This window comes from Maritalea sp., from assembly GCF_051251695.1.
In the GTDB taxonomy this organism is placed as follows: Bacteria; Pseudomonadota; Alphaproteobacteria; order Rhizobiales; family Devosiaceae; genus Maritalea.
The window spans coordinates 22,346-37,794 of sequence record NZ_JBPOEU010000016.1; the positions used below are offsets into that span (position 1 = coordinate 22,346).

Consider the following 15,449-nt stretch of genomic DNA (forward strand, 5'->3'; position numbering starts at 1 on the left):
TTTTGAATTTAGGCAGGCGGCGTCGGTAATCGAGGCCGCCTTTTTCGTTTGATGACGCCCTCTGCGATCAGCAAGCCAAAGATGATGGCGAAGAAGCCCACAAATTGTAACGGGGATAATTGTTCGCCAAATGCCAATGCCCCCAACGCAACAGCAACAGTGGGCACGAGATAATTTGATTGAGCGCAAAACGCAGCTGAAGTTTTGTCCACTAGGCGATAGTAGACAATGGTGGCGGCCCAAGTTGGGATGATCCCGAGATAGGCAGCTGCGGCCCAACCTTCCCAACTTAAGCTGGTGGGTATGGGTTCAAAAATAATCGAACATAGGATAGCGGTTCCGGTTGCAACCAAAAGGGTGCCGTAAGATTTGGTCATTGCAGGCATATCGATCATCCGGCGCGAAACAATGCCGTTGGTGGCATATCCCGAAGTTGCGAGAATGAGCAATGCAAACGGTATGAGTGAAATGGCAAGATCAGTTTTGGGGCCTGCACTACCAACAATTATTGCCGCAACACCTGCAAAACCAATGATCAAACTTAAGATGCGAACGGGGGTCGCTTTTTCTTCTGGCAGAAAAACCAGAGAAAACAACAGAACTTGAAATGGAATGGTGGCCATCATCAGCCCGGCTACCGCAGAAGGTACATAGGGGACGGCATAGGAAACCAATATAAATGGGATGGCTGTGCCAAACGAACCTAAAAACAGCATCGCGCGCCATTCGCGCCACCCCTTGGGCAGTCGAACATTTTTCCAGTATGCAAACGCAATCATGCATAGAGCGGCGACGATCAAGCGGATGGTTACCAACCACATGGGGCCGATATGATCCACCGCGATTTTGATGGTGATAAAAGAGCTACCCCACATAAAAACGAGGCTGGCAAGGCCAAGCCAATCTGAAGCAGTGCGTTGTTGCTGATCCATATTCTACCTAAAAAGTGGGCTTGATTTGGCCTGAAAGAAGGCCGTGCGCGTTAATGTGATTGTTGAATTATTAGGGTTAAAGGACGAGGTTAAGTGCCTTTTAACAAAAAGGGACAATAATGCCCAGTGAGAAGTCACAGAATTTGGCTTGCGTAACAAGGATTAGAATGATGCTTAAATGGATGATGGCAGCAAGTTTGGCTGTTGCAACCATGCTCGGGGGCAGCGTATTGGCAGCCGACATGATTGTTCCAGAACCGGAATACCCAACATATCCTGAATTGCCAGAAGTAGATTATGGGCTAACCGGCTCATTCTATTTGCGTGGTTCACTTGGTGGCAATTTGCTTTGGGCAAACAATGTAAAATTGTGTTGCTCTGACAATAAAGTCACCGAAATGGGGTGGGGCTACAGCGTTGGTGTTGGCGCTGGTTACGAGTTTGGCGATGGTTTGCGTGCAGACGTGACCCTCGACTATCTTGAAAATAACGGTATGAAGTCTGCTGGCTATTCAATTGGTCTGCGCTCAACAGTTGCTTTGGCGAACGTTTATTACGATTTCGACCTAGACGGGTTTGGCAAACATTCAGCTGAAGGTGGTTGGACAGGTTATGTCGGCGCTGGTGTTGGTAAGGCATTTAGTTGGACGACAGCTGATCCGGGCTTGAAAGCAGGCACAGATCCCGCACACTCTTGGGCTGCGGCTGGTATGGTTGGTGTTGGCTATGACATGGGCGCGATGGTTGCCGATGTTGGATATCGCGCATTGTGGATCAAAGGGTTCTCAACAGCGAATTCAACACTATGGGCGCAAGACGCTATTGCACATGAAATACGTGCAAGTTTGCGGTACCGCTTCCACTAGGCAATTATTTGCTTAGAACAACAATTTGAACCCCGTGTCAGAAATGGCGCGGGGTTTTGTGCTTACATGCATTGCCATAGATTGACCACAACACTTATTCCGCCTCAAGCTCTCGGGTGGTTTGTGTTAACTAAATAATTGCAATAGAGTGTGAGTTGGTCGTTATATGTACTTGATGGTTAATTGTATTATTTTTTTTATGTTTTAGGTGAAATATGAACTTTACTTTAGCAATGCCCACAAAAAACACTTTGTTATTTATGGTAATTTTCTGCTCTGCTATTTTGTTCTTTACACAAATCGCGAATGCACAGTTTGGTTCGTTCAGATTTGTAACTTGGAATATGCAAGGGGCCAATGACCAAGGCGAAAATCGATGGAATAGGGATGTGATTCCGTTGATGCAAGGTAATGTTGAACGCGACATCTTGGCAAATGACATTGTTGCTTTGCAGGAAGTTGGCGCTGTGCCAAACGGCGCGGTGGCAACTGGTCGACAAGCTATACTTGGAAATGCGACCGCTCGGGAGTATACTTGGCGTGTCGGCACTGCGCGTAACCGAGCGCAGACGCTATATATTTATCATCTCATGGTTTCGAATAATGGGAATCCCTCACCGGGCCTACGAACGAACCTGGCAATTGTGTCGACATTACAGGCGCCAGAGTTTCATGTCCTAAGAAATCAGGATGGCACGACGAGATGGGCGCGAGAGGTATTGGGCGTTCGGTTTCAACCGCCCGGTGGGCAAACCACAAGATTTTACACCGTTCATGCAGGGTCGAATGGGCCAAACAACTCGAATCAGGCAGACAATATACTCGCCTACATCAATATATATCAAGACGGGGTGCATCATTGGGTTGCCCCCGGTGACTACAATAGGGATTTGCAAAACGCGGCAGTTCATTTGAATCCCCCGGCGGGTGCGTATCGCTACGGGGTCGGTGAACCAACACACACCGGTGATGGCGCTGGAGAACTAGATTTTGCATTTGCCAACACAGATGTTCCCGGTTGGATTGGACATTTGATGGCTGCTATTTCAGATCATTCACCGGTTCGATTTGGCCCACAGGATGAGGATGATGAAATGGAAATATGCATGGATAATGGAAACAACAATTCATCATCTAGCTTGTGTTTCAGATAGCTCTGCGTATTTGAGTGATTAAAACCTCGTGCCAGACTTGGCGCGGGGTTTTTGTTTGTTTTGCCAAAGGCTACTGACACCATGGTGTCAGTAGGGTGGTGTTAGTGACGTTCATTTGCTCAAAATGAAGGAGACGTAAGTGCAATTTCAGACGGATATTGAATCAGTTCACAGTGGGCTGTTCCTCGCCGCCAGATCAGTTCTAATCGACGAGATGAATTTTACAGAGACAAAAAAGCCGCGCATTACCACCTACGCGGATGCGAATGGGGGTATTTGCCACATGCGGACAATGCCACATGGAGTGGATTTTGGCTTTCTAAAAGGGGCAAAGATGCAGGACGAATTGGGGCGGCTGGTCGGCAAGGGTAAATCCATGCGTGTGTTGCCATTGAAGGTATTGGAGCCAAGTGTTTTGCAGTACTATTTGGCACAGGCGGTCGAGTTAAACATCAAAAAGTGACTGTCTGACAATTGCGACGAGTTTGCCGATTGCTGATTTTTCGTTTGCAATTCGGTCAAAAATCTATATTTCGGTCAGTGGGCCAGCTCTCCCCAACGAGAGTCGCCTATCTGAAAGGATAGTCACATGACACAGATTTTGAAACCGGACCTCCGTCCGGTAAACCCGCGTTTTTCCTCGGGTCCTTGCACTAAACGTCCAGGTTGGACGCCAGAATTCCTCAACAACAAACATTTAGGTCGCTCGCATCGCGCGAAGCCAGCAAAAGCACGTATTCAGCTCGCAATTGATCTGACCCGTGAACTTTTGGGCGTGCCTGATGATTATCGTATCGGCATTGTGCCCGGCTCTGACACCGGAGCGGTTGAGATGGCCCTTTGGTCCATGCTGGGCGCGCGCGGCGTTGATATGCTGGCGTGGGAAAGCTTTGGCGCGGGTTGGGTTACTGACGTGGTCAAACAACTCAAACTTGATGATGTGCGGGTGCTTGAGGCTGATTATGGTCAGTTGCCTGATCTTAATGCCGTCGACTGGAAACGCGACGTTGTGTTCACATGGAATGGTACGACTTCTGGTGTGCGGGTGCCAAACGCGGACTGGATTGATGTGGACCGAGAAGGTTTGGCGATTTGCGACGCGACATCGGCCGCGTTTGCGCAAGAACTAGATTTTGCAAAGCTCGATGTGGTGACGTTCTCTTGGCAAAAAGTGCTGGGCGGCGAGGGCGCGCATGGGGTGATTATTCTATCGCCGCGTGCTGTTGAGCGGCTTGAAACTTTTACGCCAGATCGGCCATTGCCGAAAATCTTCCGCCTGACCAAGGGCGCAAAACTGATCGAAGGCATTTTCAATGCGGCAACGATCAACACCCCATCTTTGATGGTGATTGAAGATGCAATTGACGCGATGGAATGGGCGAAATCGCTCGGGGCAAACTCGCTTCGTGATCGCGCTGATGCAAACTTTAAGGTGCTTAGCGATTGGGTTGGGGCCACAGGTTGGGTTGCCAATTTAGCGGATGTTCCAGCGACATGCTCGAACACATCGGTTTGCCTAAAAATCGTTGATGCGGATATCGCCGCGCTAGATGCTGATGGGCAAGCCGCTTTCGCGAAAGCGATTGCAACGCGGTTGGACCAGGAAGGCGTTGCCTTTGACATTGGTGCTTACCGGGATGCCCCTGCGGGGTTACGTATTTGGGCAGGCTCGACGGTTGAGGCTTCAGACCTAAAAGCGCTTACCGCTTGGCTCGACTGGGCATTTGCATCTGAAAAAGCGGCGCTTTAGACGCCAACTCACATTTTTTTGCTGGCGGTCAAACCGCCGGCCTTTCCCCCACAATTTGATGGAGGCTTTCATGCCTAGAGTACTTGTATCTGACAAGCTGAGCGAAACAGCTGTACAAATTTTCCGCGATAATGGTGTTGAAGTTGATTTTTTGCCTGACGTGGGCAAAGACAAAGAAAAATTGCTTGAGATCATCGGGCAATATGATGGTTTGGCCATCCGTTCCGCGACCAAAGTTACGGAAAAAATTATCGCCGCTGCAACCAACCTTAAGGTTATCGGTCGCGCGGGGATTGGCGTTGACAATGTGGACATTCCAAAAGCGACGGCTAAGGGCATTATTGTGATGAATACGCCGTTTGGCAATTCCATCACCACTGCCGAGCACGCGATTTCCTTGATGTTGTCGATTGCGCGTCAAATTCCGACAGCCGACGCGTCAACCCGAGCCAGCAAGTGGGAAAAATCCCGCTTCATGGGCGTTGAAGTGACAGCCAAAACATTGGGCATTATCGGTTGCGGTAATATTGGTGCCATTGTTGCTGATCGTGCTCAAGGCCTAAAAATGAAAGTGATCGCTTTTGATCCTTTCCTCACCCCGGAACGGGCGTTGGATTTGGGCGTTGAAAAGGTAGAGCTGGACGAATTGTTGGGTCGGGCTGATTTCATCTCCCTTCACACACCACTTACCGACAGCACCCGCGGCATTATTGGCGCTGAAGCGATCACGAAAATGAAAGATGGCGTGCGGATTGTGAACTGCGCGCGCGGCGGCTTGATTGATGAAGTGGCATTAAAAGCTGGGCTTGATAGCGGCAAGGTCGCCGGCGCAGCATTGGACGTGTTCGAAGTTGAACCGGCCAAAGAAAACCCGATTTTTGAGGCTCCAAATATCATTTGTACCCCTCATCTTGGTGCGTCCACAACTGAGGCGCAGGAAAATGTTGCGCTGCAAGTTGCGGAACAAATGAGCGCGTATTTGATGCATGGGGCGATTTCCAACGCCTTGAACTTCCCTTCAATTTCCGCCGAAGAAGCGCCTAAATTGATGCCATTTGTTAAATTGGCAGAAAGCCTGGGTAGCTTTGCCGGTCAGTTGACCGAAACGGGCATAACAGGTGTTCGGATTGAATTTGAAGGCGCAGTTGCTGACCTGAATACAAAGCCGATGGTTTCAGCGCTTATCACAGGCATTTTGAAGCCTTTGCTGGGCGATGTGAACATGGTTTCAGCGCCAGTTTTGGCGAAAGAACGTGGCATGAATATTGAAACGGTCAACCGTGAACAGCAGGGCGTTTATGAGAACTATATCCGCCTTACCATCATTACTGAGCGCCAAGAGCGATCTGTGGCGGGTACTGTTTTTGCTGATGGCAAGCCACGCCTAATTCAAGTGAAGGGCGTGAACATGGAAGCCGAAGTGACCCCTTCAATGCTTTACATCACCAACGAAGATAAACCTGGTTTTGTTGGCCGGTTGGGCATGTTGCTGGGTGACGAGGGCGTCAATATCGCGAACTTCAATCTTGGTCGTGTTGAAGAGGGTGGCGATGCAATCGCGCTGATCAACATTGATGGCAAGCTTGATGAAGGCCAGTTGGAACGCATTTGCGCTCTTGAAGGTGTTCAACAAGCCAAGCCGATCTATTTCGCTGATATGTAATCAACGCAGCAGGCTGCAGCCTGTTTTTGAGAAGGGGTCGATCCAGTTTGGGTCGGCCCTTTTTTTCGCTCACGGGGGCGTATCGAATTTGCTATGACGCGCTAAAGCCGCGCTATAGCAAAGTCGGCCCCTGCGCGGGCGCGGCCAAAAAGTTGGCCGGGTTCCTTGGCAACAAGTTGCCTCGTCCATTGTTTTTCCATGCATATGTGCGTGTGCGACAGCTAAAAGATGTGCTGTGCCGTTTCGCCTTGACGATGAAGGATTGTGGTGCTCAATTATAAACAAATGAAATCGATTACATTTACCTAACTGTTTGGATTACTCCATGAATGATAAAGCAAACTCAATTCCGTTTTCGCTCGCGGGGATAGATCACATCGTCTTCTTGGTGGACGACTTGGAAAAAGCGATGCGCTTCTATTTGGATGTGTTGGGTTGCCAGCCTGGATATTCATATCCCGAATTGGGCATGGAGCAGGTTTGGGCGGGTATTTCGCTGATCGTATTGTGGGATTACACCCATGAAGGAGGAAGTGAAGCTAGGCCACCGGTGCTTGGTGGGCAAAATGTGGATCATGTCTGTTTGGCGGCTGGCCCATTTGATCATAACGAATTGCGTTCACACCTTAAGCAACATGGCGTTGAGATTGAGCGCGAAGCGTTTCACGGTGGTGCACGAGGCGTCGGAAATTCGTTTTATTTCTGTGACCCGTTTGGCAACAAGATTGAGTTGAAAGGCCCGCCGCCGCATCCAGACGAGAATTAGGACTTTTGGGCGTGCGTCGGCCTTCTCAATAATGTGGGGGGCGTTCGTCCGCTTCACCAGCACCGCCAGCTTCGACCTGTTCCAACTCGGCATGTAGCTTTGATATTTCACGTTGCAGCTTTTCGAACTGCGTCCATTGCTCGGTGATCGCCTTGTTCAAATCCTCAATGGTTTGATCTTGGTGAGCGATGTGTGCTTCAAGCGCTTCGAGGCGAGAGGTCAAGGATTTTGTATCAGTCATTCTGCTTCGTCTTTTTGTTCGTGCGGGCGGCAAATTCAGCCATCGTAATGCCGGCAATGATAAACAGCGCTGCGACCATGTGATAGGGGTGCAATTTTTCTGATAGAATTAATACAGACAAGATCGCACCAAATAGGGGTAGGGCGTTGATAAACAAGCTGGCGCGGTTTGCACCGATCAATTCAACGCCGCGTGCATAAAAGAGTTGCGAGATGATCGATGGGAACAACCCTGTGTAAAGAACGATAAGCCAGCCAGTGTTGGTGACGTTTGTAAAGTTGAATAACATTGTGGGCAGCCCGCCGGTTACCAACTCGTATGTTAGCGCGGAAAGGGTCGCGAACATAAAAGTGGTGGCAAGAAAACTCATCCAGTGAATGTTTGGGCGATAACGCAGTAAAACAGAATATGCCGCGTAAATGACACATGCGATTAGGATCAGACCATCACCGGTATTAACGTCCAGCGTGATTAGCCGAAGGGGCTGGCCAGCGGTTGCGACAAAAATCACCCCGAAAATGGTGGATGTTACGCCCAAAATTTGTAACCACGTTGTTCGAACACCGTAAAAAGCGAAATTTGCGAGCATCACCATCATGGGAATTGATGCTTGTTCGATGGCGCCGTTCACAGCGGTGGTGTACTGCGCGCCAAGATAGAGAAATAGGTTAAACCCAGCGAATCCAACACCACCCGCAAACGCTAAAAACGGTATATTGGCGCGGATTTTTGGCCAATCGGTTTTAAAGTGTGGCAGGGCAAAAGGCAGAATGACCAGAAATCCGAGCAAAAATCGGCCAGCAACTAGGTTGGTCGGTGCAATTTCGCCAACCGCCATTTTGCCAGCGACCATATTTCCGCCCCAAAACAAGGCTGTAAGCACTAAAAGCAGGTAAGGCCGACTAAATAGTTGATGGACGAGATTTTTCGTACCATTTGGGGTCGATTGTGGTTTTGTCATGGGATCACTTTTGCTATACCAGCGACGCTTAACAGGTTTTGGCGTCGCCCGGAATACCCAACAATGGGGCGATGGTGTCAGTTTTGAGCAATTTGTCGGGGCGCGATTGGATCAACTTGGTCTATTCGTAAAGCGAATTGCTCGATCTCAAGGAGAACAAATTAAATGGCGAATGTGGTTGTTGTCGGCTCCCAGTGGGGAGACGAGGGTAAAGGCAAGATTGTGGATTGGTTGAGCGAACGTGCGGATGTCGTTGTTCGGTTCCAAGGCGGGCACAATGCCGGACACACATTGGTTATTGATGGCGTCACTTACAAAACAGCCCTTTTGCCATCTGGCGTTGTGCGGCCGGGCAAGTTTTCGGTCATTGGCAATGGGGTGGTTGTTGACCCGCATCATTTTGTTGAAGAATTGGCACTTCTGCGCGGCCAAGGGGTGGCAATTTCACCTGAAAATTTGATGATTGCGGACAATGCATGTTTGATCCTGTCGCTACACCGCGAGTTGGATAGTTTTCGTGAGAGCTCCAACACGGGCCTAAAAATCGGCACAACCAAGCGCGGTATGGGCCCAGCTTATGAAGATAAAGTTGGTCGTCGCGCTATTCGGGTTTGCGATTTGGCGGACCCAGAAAGCCTGATGCCTAAAATTGAGCGCAATTTGCGTCATCATAATGCGTTGCGCCGTGGGCTTGGCATTGATGAAGTTCAACCACAAACCATTTTTGATGAGTTGATGGCTGTCGCTGATGAGGTTTTGCCGTTCGCCGGACGTGTTTGGGAAAAACTGAACAATATGCGTCGCGATGGAAAACGTATTTTGTTTGAAGGCGCGCAGGGCGCGTTGCTGGATATTGAACATGGCACTTATCCGTTTGTGACATCGTCCAACACAATTGGCGGGCAAGCGGCAAACGGTTCGGGCTTGGGCCCAGGTGCGCTCGACTATGTTTTGGGCATCACCAAAGCGTACACAACGCGTGTTGGAGAGGGGCCGTTCCCGACCGAGCAGTTGAATGATATTGGCGAATATTTGGGCAAAACGGGCCATGAGTGGGGCGTGAACACCGGGCGCAAACGGCGCTGCGGCTGGTTTGACGCGGTGTTGGTGAAGCAAACGGCGCTGGTTTCGGGCCTAAATGGCATTGCCTTAACAAAACTAGACGTGCTTGATGGCATGGAAGAAATTAAGGTTTGCGTGGCATATGAACTTGATGGGGAGCGGATTGAATATCTGCCGTCCACCATGAAGGGGCAAGCGAACGTGAAGCCTGTATATGAAACGCTTCCGGGCTGGAGTGGCACCACTGCTGGCGCGCGCAGTTGGGCGGATTTGCCGGCTGAAGCGGTTAAATATGTACGACGAATTGAAGAATTAATTGGGACACCAGTTGCAGTTCTATCCACATCTCCGGAAAGATTGGACAGCATTTTGGTAACAGACCCTTTCCAAGACTAAGTTTTTTTCGTTACATAGGTAACGGGGAGTGAGTTTGAGTAGCTAATGGCTGACTATCGAGAGCTTTTGCGTCGGGCGGTTGACGCCCTACCAGAAAATAATGGCATGTCTCGGCGTGCTGTGTATGAGAAGGCGCGTGAAGCGCTGGTCACGCAATTGCGGGCGATTGAGCCGCCGCTTCCGGCGCGCGAAATCACCCAGCATCGGCTTGCCTTGGAAGATTGTATTCGCCAAGTGGAGCAAGAAGCGACCGAATCGCTTTTAAGAGGCCTGAAGGAAGAAACTGAGATTGTTGAAGCGCCGGTTGCTGTTGCGCCGACGCCGGAAAAACATGCTGAAGCTCCAGAACCAACTGTATCAGCTGTTGCCGAGCCTAGTGTTGAGGCCATTACAGAGCCTGAAACCTCAAATGAGGCTGAGCCTGAGACGAGCGTTGAAGAACGACCTTCAGTCGAAGAAGAAGTAACGCCTGAAATTATAGAAATGCCAGCGCCTGAACCTTTGGATGAAGCAGACAGTGACGAGCCAGAGCCGGAAAAAGCGGCAGAGGTTGATCAGCCTGAGGTTGATGAAAAATCGTCTGAAGAGGCCGATAAACCGGAGCCTGTTGTTCCACTGGAAACCAAGTCATTTGAACCAAATGCTATTCCGGATATCCCGATTGAGGCTAATTCTGTTGAGTTGGTTGAAGATAAAACTGAGCCAGAGACGACAGAACAGGCTGTTTTAGGCCCCTCTGAGCCAGAGAACAAAGTCGTTCAGCCGATCGTTGAAAATAATCCATCTTTTACAAAAGAAGATGAGGCAGCTGCAAAAACTGCCGTAGAGCCTAAGATTGATGTGCCATCAGTGATGACGAGGGCATCCGAGCCGAAGCGCAGCTCGGTCGACGATGTGATCGCTGCCGCTCAGGCCGCATCATTGCCAAGAGAAGTCGAGTCGCCCAAGGTTGAATTGGCGAATAATTCTGCGCCCAATGAGCCTGCAAAAATTGAGAATTCAAACGTTAAACCGGCGCTTTCTAGTGTGCGCGAAGTTGACGTGGACGAAGCTGCACAGCAGCCGGTGATCAATGTTGACGGCGATGAGCCGCAAGCCGCGATTGACCGCGCGATCAAAGCGTTGGATATGGAAGCGGAAGGTAAAGACGTTAGCGATTTGGTTCCGCCTTCGCCCGATGGACCTCTTAAGGACGATGCTTCGTCTTTAGCGTCTGCAACACAAAAATCTGATACTGCAGCATCCAAGTCCAAGTCGCGGTTTAAATCCAAGGCAAGCGATGTTGATGCGCAGGTGGTTGAGGATGAAACCACAGGCGGCAACGGGCTAACGGTATTTTTGCTGTTGGTTGTTGTTTTACTCGCTGGTGCGGGTGGTGGTGCTTTTTGGGCCTGGAAGGAAGGGTTCGTTGATTTGAACCCGTTGATGGCTCAATTGGGATTGAACAGTCAGGAAACGACTGAACAGCCAACTGTCACAACACCTACCGAAACGGCAACGCCGTCAGCAGAAACAGTACCAAACGCGGTGAATGTGCGTAACATTACGCCGACATCGACCAACACATCCGATGTTGTGGAAAATACCCCTGTTGCCACAACGGACGAGCGGCTAACGACGGCGCCAGAGCCCGTGGTTGAGCCAGTGCCCGAAGTTGCGGACACAACGCAAACCGATGTGACGCCGACGCCAGAAGACAGCGCTCCAGCGACGCCGGACGAACGCTTGCCTGCCGAAGACACCGAAACAACTGATGTAGCGCAACCCACTTTGAATGTGGAAGATACGGCTGTTGCGCCAGTTGCATTGGGCAGCAGGTCTATGCTGATCGAAGAACAGGTTACAGGTTCTGGTGGGGCAGTGCCCTTTACGGGGTCGACCCTTTGGTCACGCGATGTGGATGAGCTTGGCGCACCAGTGATCAAAGCATCTGTTTCGGTTCCTGCACGTAATCTGTCGGTTGATGTTCTTATTCGCAAAAACAGCGATGCTGCACTGCCAGCCAGTCATTTGGTTGAAGTGAACTTTACGGTGACCGATAGTTTCCTTGGCGGCGGCATTGCCAGCTTGCCCGGTATATTGTTGAAAAACCAAGAGTTGGCGCAAGGCACACCGCTTGTTGGCGCATCAGCGCGGATTTTTGACAATTCGTTCTTGTTCGCCCTGAGTGCAGCCGATGCAGATTTGGCGAAAAATCTGGGCTTGTTGTCAGATCGCGGATGGATGGATTTCCCAGTGGTTTATTCAACTGGGCGCAAAGCTATCGTGACCCTTGAAAAAGGTGCTGATGGGGATGCCATTTTTGAGGCTGTATTGGCCGCCTGGGCTGCTCAATAGTTAACCAACGGCGTTTAATTCATCGTCTCTGAGCAGAAGAACTTTGTCGGCAAGCATGTCAAAATCGGCTTTGTGGTGGCTGACCAAGATCGTGTGCCATTGATGTTGCTGCACGAGTTTTTTGACCAAGTGGCGCATTTGGTTTGCCGTTTTGTCGTCGAGTGCAGAAAATGGCTCATCCAACAACAGAATCGGCTGGTTTCTCGCTAAAGTGCGGGCCAAGGCGACGCGCTGCTGTTGCCCACCAGATAGGGATGCGCATTTTTGCTTTGTGAATTCGGCCAAGCCAACATCGTGTAATTTTTGTCCAACATCGACCCGCTCTTTTGTGCCGAGTTGCACATTCTGCTCAGCAGTTAAGTGGGCAAACACATTGTCTTTTTGGAACAAAATCGACACGGGTCGATCTTCGGGCTGAAGGTTTGATATCGTCTTTTCGTCAAGGTCAATTGCGCCGCTAGACTGCGTTTGAAAGCCTGCAAGCAGATCAAGCAAGGTTGATTTCCCCGATCCGCTTTCACCCGAAATTCCAATCACTTCACCCGGTTCAACATTGAAATTGAACTTATATTGGGGGTCTTTGGTGTACGAAAATTCTAGATTATCGATGGTCAGCATCTGTGCGACCTCCCAATAGGCGAGGGAAAATGAAAAAGCTGAATACGGTAATCATCAGTAAAAGAGATGCCAGCATGGCGGCGTCATTTGAACGATATGCGCCCAAGGCGCGATACATCATCCATGGCAGGGTGGTAAAATCGTCGGTGCCAAAAAGCGCGATGACGCCTAAATCGCCAAACGAAAAACTAAAGCCAAGCGCAAACACATAGGCGCATTCTTTGCGCACCAAAGGCAGTTCAACATGGCGGATGCGCTGCCAGCCTTTGATATCAAGGCTTCTGACCAAGCGCTGGGATTTATTGGCGATCTTTTCCAGAGGCGGCCCAAGTGTTGCATTCGCCAATGGCAGTGCCAGCAGTGCGTTGGCCAAAATGACAACGTAAATGCCAATTTCGCCGGTGTCTAACCGGGCGAACCGGGCCAGCAAGAAAAACCCGAGCCCCAACACAATTGCAGGGGTTGCGAGGTAGGCAAAAATCGGTGCGCTGATTAATGTACGCAAGAACTTGGCGGATGAACCTTTTTGATTTTGGTAGACAAGTTCAGCGCGCGAAAACGCCAGCAATAGCGCGAGGGAAATCGAAATTAGAGCGCTCGCCGTTGCAATCAATGTTGACGTGAGCAGGGCGTTGATAAACTTTTGCGACGTGATGAGTTTGAACATGGCCGGGTCGAACCCGTTTACGATGATGATTATCAATGGGCTGGCATAGGCAAGCATCAAGATGAGCAATGCAATTGCTAAGCAGATTTTGGCTGTTCCACGGGCGGCCCAAATATGGTTGTCATTGTTGCCAATAAGGATTGAATTGCTTTTTAGCCCTGCGGTTGGAAGAATGATCGCAAGGCAAAACACCAATTGTGCGGCGGCCAAAAGGGCGGCGCGATTTAGGTCGAAATCCGCTTTGACAGCTTCGAATATTGCGACTTCAAATGTTGAATTATTGGGGCCGCCACCCAGCAATAGCACGACCGAAAACGAGGTGAAGCACATCAAAAAGATCGTCGCGCCAAGGCCCGGCATGGCGCTTTTAAGAACGGGCCAGTCCAAAATCGTAAATCGTTGACACGCGGTTAAACCTAGCGATTGGCCCAGCTTTAAACTGGTTGTTGGCAGGCCTTGCAGGCGGTCATAAAAGATGCGCGCAGCAAAAGATCCGTTCAGAACCGTGTGCGCGGCGAGAATGCCTTGCAGACCGAAAATCGAAAATGGTAATTTTGAAAAACCCAGCGATTGGCCAAACTCATTGATCAACCCGGCGCGGCCCCAAATGCCCAAAAGGCCGAAGGCAACAACAAGCGTGGGCAGCACCAAACCTGCGGACAAGAACGCCAATGCCCAAGATTTCCCGATAAACTTTAATCGCGTCAAGGCAACGCCGATCACCCCGCCCGTTGCGAATGCTAGAATGACTGAGAGGCCTGCTTGAATTGTCGACATGCGCAGCAGGTGAAAAAGATCAGTGCTGCTTTGGGATTGGTTGCCGAACAGGCTGGCGGCTTGCCAGATTATCGCGATGAGTGCGACGATCAATCCGCCAACGCCCAAGGCAATCGATAAGCCAAGTATAAGACGTGGTGAGCGCCATTTGGACTTTGTCGGTCGAGCAGATTTGGCCCCGCCGATGTGGCGGGACCAATTTCGCTTACTTGATATCGGCGAAGAACGCATCGATATAAGCCTTGGTGTTTTGAGCAACAGTTTCCTCGTCCAGCAACAATGTTTGCTCCGCTTTCAATGGCTCAGCAAACCCTTCAGGCAAACCGCCCTCAAGTTCGATCACCGGGAACATCCAGTTGGTGGTGGGGATGATTTTTTGTGCTTCTTGGCTCACCAAGAACTGCAAGAAATCTTGCGCGAGTTCTTTTTGCTTTGATGATTTTAGAACGCCTGCCAGTTCAACTTGAACATAGTGGCCCTCGTCAAAAATCGCGGCGGCATAGTTGTCATCTTCTTCGGCGATTTTGTGATAGGATGGGGAGGTGGTGTAGCTCAATACCATATCCGCTTCGCCATCAAGGAACAGGCCGTAACTCTCAGACCAGCCTTTGGTCACTGTTAAGATGTGCGGCGCAAGGTCTGGCCACATTTCATTGGTGTCATCGCCGTAAGCCGCTTTTGCCCAAAGGACGAGACCAAGACCTGGTGTAGACGATCGTGGATCCTGAATGACAAACTTAAAGTCATCGCCCTGACGCACCAGATGTTCAAACGAAGTTGGTGGGGTTGGGAAGTCTGACTTGCGATAAACGAAGGCGAAATAGCCATAGTCAAATGGCACAAACTGGTCAGATGTGTAGTCAATTGGCAGTTTCACCGCTGAAAGATCGGCCATGTGCGGCGCGAACAGATCGGTGCTTTTAGCTTCTGCGGCGACGCTTGTATCCAGACCCAGAATGATGTCGGCCTTTGTGTTTTCGCCTTCCAATTGTGCTTTGCGCAATGCGCCAATTGAATCTTCAGTGCCGACAAAATCCACAACACAGTTGCAGTTTTTTTCAAAGCCAGCTTTTAGACCCGGGCCAGGGCCCCAATCAGAAGCAAAGCCATCATAGGTGTAAATGGTGAGCGTTGGCTCTTCATCTGCCATTGCGCCAGAAGCGAATGGAACAAATGAAAAGAGCGCCGCAATCGTAAGTTTTTTCAAAGACATAATAGTCCCCTTATTTGCAAACAGTTGCGGTCGTGCGAAAAAGGGG

The 15,449-nt window shown here is 50.1% G+C and carries 14 protein-coding genes; 8 read left to right on the forward strand and 6 right to left on the reverse strand.

The genetic code is table 11. The annotated features are described in order from the left end of the window. Window positions 1-8: 8 nt before the first annotated feature. Window positions 9-932, reverse strand: a complete 924-nt coding sequence (locus ACSHWX_RS11165; protein WP_435668300.1) for a DMT family transporter — start codon at window positions 930-932, stop codon at window positions 9-11. A gap of 167 nt (window positions 933-1,099) precedes the next feature. Here ACSHWX_RS11165 and ACSHWX_RS11170 point away from each other — a divergent pair, with 167 nt between their 5' ends. The 6 genes from ACSHWX_RS11170 to ACSHWX_RS11195 all read left to right on the forward strand — a co-directional run bounded on the left by ACSHWX_RS11170 (window position 1,100) and on the right by ACSHWX_RS11195 (window position 7,131). Further along, complete coding sequence (locus ACSHWX_RS11170) at window positions 1,100-1,798, forward strand: outer membrane protein (RefSeq protein ID WP_435668301.1); 699 nt, start codon at window positions 1,100-1,102, stop codon at window positions 1,796-1,798. Window positions 1,799-2,142: 344 nt separating this feature from the next. Continuing rightward, window positions 2,143-2,952 carry an endonuclease/exonuclease/phosphatase family protein gene (locus tag ACSHWX_RS11175; protein ID WP_435668302.1) on the forward strand — a complete coding sequence of 270 codons (810 nt, stop codon included), beginning with the start codon at window positions 2,143-2,145 and terminating at the stop codon, window positions 2,950-2,952. Window positions 2,953-3,091: 139 nt separating this feature from the next. Beyond that, on the forward strand, window positions 3,092-3,415 hold the full coding sequence (locus tag ACSHWX_RS11180) for a hypothetical protein (RefSeq protein ID WP_435668303.1): 324 nt from the start codon (window positions 3,092-3,094) through the stop codon (window positions 3,413-3,415). 126 nt (window positions 3,416-3,541) lie between these two features. Beyond that, window positions 3,542-4,702, forward strand: coding sequence for a phosphoserine transaminase (locus ACSHWX_RS11185; RefSeq protein WP_435668304.1), 1,161 nt, complete (start codon window positions 3,542-3,544; stop codon window positions 4,700-4,702). 70 nt (window positions 4,703-4,772) lie between these two features. After that, the gene (gene serA / locus ACSHWX_RS11190) at window positions 4,773-6,365 is read left to right on the forward strand and encodes a phosphoglycerate dehydrogenase (RefSeq protein ID WP_435668305.1); all 1,593 of its coding nucleotides are present in this window, start codon (window positions 4,773-4,775) and stop codon (window positions 6,363-6,365) included. 325 nt (window positions 6,366-6,690) lie between these two features. Beyond that, the gene (locus ACSHWX_RS11195) at window positions 6,691-7,131 is read left to right on the forward strand and encodes a VOC family protein (protein ID WP_435668306.1); all 441 of its coding nucleotides are present in this window, start codon (window positions 6,691-6,693) and stop codon (window positions 7,129-7,131) included. 25 nt (window positions 7,132-7,156) lie between these two features. Here ACSHWX_RS11195 and ACSHWX_RS11200 read toward each other — a convergent pair whose 3' ends face one another. Together ACSHWX_RS11200 and ACSHWX_RS11205 are read right to left on the reverse strand one after the other, a co-directional pair. Continuing rightward, window positions 7,157-7,372, reverse strand: a complete 216-nt coding sequence (locus ACSHWX_RS11200) for a SlyX family protein (protein ID WP_435668307.1) — start codon at window positions 7,370-7,372, stop codon at window positions 7,157-7,159. Continuing rightward, window positions 7,365-8,333, reverse strand: coding sequence for a DMT family transporter (locus tag ACSHWX_RS11205; RefSeq protein ID WP_435668308.1), 969 nt, complete (start codon window positions 8,331-8,333; stop codon window positions 7,365-7,367). The genes ACSHWX_RS11200 and ACSHWX_RS11205 overlap by 8 nt, the downstream gene beginning before the upstream one ends. 165 nt (window positions 8,334-8,498) lie before the next feature. On the opposite strand from ACSHWX_RS11205, the gene ACSHWX_RS11210 reads away from it, so the two are divergent. Then, the gene (locus ACSHWX_RS11210) at window positions 8,499-9,791 is read left to right on the forward strand and encodes an adenylosuccinate synthase (protein WP_435668309.1); all 1,293 of its coding nucleotides are present in this window, start codon (window positions 8,499-8,501) and stop codon (window positions 9,789-9,791) included. Between the two features lie 45 nt (window positions 9,792-9,836). Continuing rightward, the gene (locus ACSHWX_RS11215) at window positions 9,837-12,128 is read left to right on the forward strand and encodes a hypothetical protein (protein WP_435668310.1); all 2,292 of its coding nucleotides are present in this window, start codon (window positions 9,837-9,839) and stop codon (window positions 12,126-12,128) included. Here the strand turns inward: ACSHWX_RS11215 and ACSHWX_RS11220 are convergent, their stop codons facing one another. From ACSHWX_RS11220 to thiB, 3 genes are read right to left on the reverse strand one after another with little or no spacing between them, the layout of a single operon-like run. Continuing rightward, window positions 12,129-12,746 (reverse strand): ATP-binding cassette domain-containing protein, encoded by a 618-nt coding sequence (locus tag ACSHWX_RS11220; RefSeq protein WP_435668311.1) that lies wholly within the window; start codon window positions 12,744-12,746, stop codon window positions 12,129-12,131. It abuts the gene before it with no gap. Beyond that, complete coding sequence (locus ACSHWX_RS11225; protein WP_435668312.1) at window positions 12,730-14,421, reverse strand: hypothetical protein; 1,692 nt, start codon at window positions 14,419-14,421, stop codon at window positions 12,730-12,732. Before ACSHWX_RS11225 ends, ACSHWX_RS11220 begins: the two co-directional genes overlap by 17 nt. Continuing rightward, on the reverse strand, window positions 14,396-15,403 hold the full coding sequence (gene thiB, locus ACSHWX_RS11230) for a thiamine ABC transporter substrate binding subunit (RefSeq protein ID WP_435668313.1): 1,008 nt from the start codon (window positions 15,401-15,403) through the stop codon (window positions 14,396-14,398). The genes ACSHWX_RS11225 and thiB overlap by 26 nt, the downstream gene beginning before the upstream one ends. Window positions 15,404-15,449 lie beyond the last annotated feature (46 nt).

What these genes read in the sequence shown, in the direction of transcription:
- ACSHWX_RS11205 (WP_435668308.1), bottom strand. Translation starts at nt 8,333, where the DNA reads ATGACAAAACCACAATCGACCCCAAATGGTACGAAAAATCTCGTCCAT.
- ACSHWX_RS11195 (WP_435668306.1), top strand. Translation starts at nt 6,691, where the DNA reads ATGAATGATAAAGCAAACTCAATTCCGTTTTCGCTCGCGGGGATAGAT.
- ACSHWX_RS11170 (WP_435668301.1), top strand. Translation starts at nt 1,100, where the DNA reads ATGATGCTTAAATGGATGATGGCAGCAAGTTTGGCTGTTGCAACCATG.
- serA (WP_435668305.1), top strand. Translation starts at nt 4,773, where the DNA reads ATGCCTAGAGTACTTGTATCTGACAAGCTGAGCGAAACAGCTGTACAA.
- ACSHWX_RS11225 (WP_435668312.1), bottom strand. Translation starts at nt 14,421, where the DNA reads ATGCGTTCTTCGCCGATATCAAGTAAGCGAAATTGGTCCCGCCACATC.
- thiB (WP_435668313.1), bottom strand. Translation starts at nt 15,403, where the DNA reads ATGTCTTTGAAAAAACTTACGATTGCGGCGCTCTTTTCATTTGTTCCA.
- ACSHWX_RS11220 (WP_435668311.1), bottom strand. Translation starts at nt 12,746, where the DNA reads ATGCTGACCATCGATAATCTAGAATTTTCGTACACCAAAGACCCCCAA.
- ACSHWX_RS11165 (WP_435668300.1), bottom strand. Translation starts at nt 932, where the DNA reads ATGGATCAGCAACAACGCACTGCTTCAGATTGGCTTGGCCTTGCCAGC.
- ACSHWX_RS11200 (WP_435668307.1), bottom strand. Translation starts at nt 7,372, where the DNA reads ATGACTGATACAAAATCCTTGACCTCTCGCCTCGAAGCGCTTGAAGCA.
- ACSHWX_RS11210 (WP_435668309.1), top strand. Translation starts at nt 8,499, where the DNA reads ATGGCGAATGTGGTTGTTGTCGGCTCCCAGTGGGGAGACGAGGGTAAA.
- ACSHWX_RS11175 (WP_435668302.1), top strand. Translation starts at nt 2,143, where the DNA reads ATGCAAGGGGCCAATGACCAAGGCGAAAATCGATGGAATAGGGATGTG.
- ACSHWX_RS11215 (WP_435668310.1), top strand. Translation starts at nt 9,837, where the DNA reads ATGGCTGACTATCGAGAGCTTTTGCGTCGGGCGGTTGACGCCCTACCA.
- ACSHWX_RS11185 (WP_435668304.1), top strand. Translation starts at nt 3,542, where the DNA reads ATGACACAGATTTTGAAACCGGACCTCCGTCCGGTAAACCCGCGTTTT.